Below are 1,788 nucleotides of genomic sequence, written 5' to 3'. Positions count from 1 at the left end.
AGGGGCGGGTCGCCGCCGATGCGGCCGCGTACGTTGAACTCTGTCTGGCCGTGCCGCGCAAGGTAGAGGCAGTGAACCCAGGCGCTGACCACGATTTCGCGTATGGCGGGATAGTAGGGTGAGCCTTCGCAGGGGCGCTCGCCCAGGATGCGGTTGGCCGTGGAATCAACGCAGAGCCAGAATTTTTCTTCTTCCAATGGCTCATAAATGGCTTCATAGTAGCTTATGCGCTTCATGAAGCTTTGCAGGGCCTCGTCTTCACTGTAGGCGGCGTATTCCGGCAGGGTCGTCTTGCGGCGTATGCAGGCCTTGAGCAGCAGTTGGTCTTCGTTGACGCATTCCACAAACAGCACGGGGTGGTCGGTAAGCGTTTTTTCAATAAGAATCCGCCGCGCGCGGCTGACGTTGGTGGCGTCCAGAATGGCTACCTCGCCTTCGGCGGCCAGCCATGCACGGGCAAGCTCCATATTCTTGCGGCAGATCATCTCGCGCGCTTCACGGCCTGTTTCATTGGCGGGATTGTAGAAGTCCGGATCGGTGGATTCCGCGCCCATAAGCGCGCGGCGCATGTCGCCGTTATTGAACAGCCTGGCCTGAATGCCCTCGGCCAGCAGGCCGTCGCGAATGCGCTTCGCCAAGGTGGATTTTCCCCTGGCGGGCAGGCCGACCATGGCTACGTAAAGTTTCTGCATACGCCCTCCGTTATGGAGAATACGGCAAGCGACCATAAAATAAAAGCGGGTGCGCCAAGGCCCGGGCAGGGAGCAGTGCATGAAAGTTATCGGTCTTCTGGGCGGCATGAGCTGGGAAAGCACGGTTTCATACTATCAGATCATCAACCGCGTGGTCAGGCAGCGTCTTGGCGGTCTGCATTCGGCAAAATGTCTGCTGTTCAGCGTGGATTTTGCCGAAATTGAGGTGTGCCAGGCTGAAGGCCGCTGGGACGATGCGGCGGCCGCTCTGGCTGAGGGAGCACGACGGCTTGAGCAAGGCGGGGCTGATTTTTTTCTGATCTGCACCAATACCATGCACAAGGTGGCTCTTCAGGTGGCGTCCGCCGTGCGGATTCCCCTGCTGCACCTGGCGGAGGCCACGGCGGATGAACTGCGGCGCCGGGGCATGACCAGGGTTGCCTTGCTTGGCACGCGCTACACGATGGAAGAGGATTTTTACAGCGGCGTGCTGCGGCAGCGGGGGCTGGAAGTTCTTGTGCCAGAAGCGCGGGAGCGGAACATGATCAATGAGGTGATTTTTCAGGAGCTGTGTCTGGGACGCATTGAAGACGATTCGCGCCGCATGTTTTTGAAGGTTATCGGGGCGCTTCAGGCCAGGGGCGCACAAGGGGTTGTGCTTGGCTGCACAGAAATCGGCCTGCTGGTGCGACCGGAACATACGGATGTTCCCTTGCTGGATACTACTCTGGTGCACGCCACGGCTGCTGTGGAAATGGCCCTCGACCGCTGAAAGCAATCTGGTTTTGCGAAGAAATGTTCGTAAAGACATGTGGTTCGGCTGTGCTTGGCTTGGCGCCTGAAATGCGCCTCCTGTCAGCGCATGGGCCTCCTGCGCGGCGGAGGGCCGAAGGAAGATAATGGGGTCAATCAGATCAGTCGGGCTTGGTCTGGACCAGCCGGGGGCAGTCTTGGCCTGTCAGGCGCTTTGCCCCTTTGGTGCCGCCTCTGCCCTTGGTCGGGGCAGCCCTCAGATTTTCAATTGCCCTGTGCGTTCGCGGTCTGAACAGTCCGCGCAGCGCGTTGTGTGCAGCGGGTTGTGGGGCGCGCGTTTTTT

The 1,788-nt window shown here is 59.7% G+C and carries 3 protein-coding genes; 2 read left to right on the top strand and 1 reads right to left on the bottom strand.

All coding sequences use genetic code 11. The annotated features are described in order from the left end of the window. Positions 1–692: 6-phosphofructo-2-kinase domain-containing protein (locus tag V6C07_RS11710; protein ID WP_333536656.1), on the bottom strand; the 692-nt coding region annotated here is incomplete at its 3' end. A gap of 79 nt (positions 693–771) precedes the next feature. On the opposite strand from V6C07_RS11710, the gene V6C07_RS11705 reads away from it, so the two are divergent. Then, positions 772–1,464, top strand: a complete 693-nt coding sequence (locus V6C07_RS11705) for an aspartate/glutamate racemase family protein (protein ID WP_333536655.1) — start codon at positions 772–774, stop codon at positions 1,462–1,464. A 127-nt stretch (positions 1,465–1,591) separates the two neighbouring features. Continuing rightward, on the top strand, positions 1,592–1,788 hold a 197-nt coding region (locus tag V6C07_RS11700; RefSeq protein ID WP_333536654.1), incomplete at its 3' end, for a hypothetical protein.

The sequence above is a fragment of the Desulfovibrio sp. 1214_IL3152 genome, assembly GCF_036763055.1.
Classification (GTDB): domain Bacteria; phylum Desulfobacterota; class Desulfovibrionia; order Desulfovibrionales; family Desulfovibrionaceae; genus Desulfovibrio.
Note: the sequence above shows the minus strand (reverse complement) of the source record. Positions and strands in the feature narration are given on the sequence as shown.

What these genes read in the sequence shown, in the direction of transcription:
- V6C07_RS11705 (WP_333536655.1), top strand. Translation starts at nt 772, where the DNA reads ATGAAAGTTATCGGTCTTCTGGGCGGCATGAGCTGGGAAAGCACGGTT.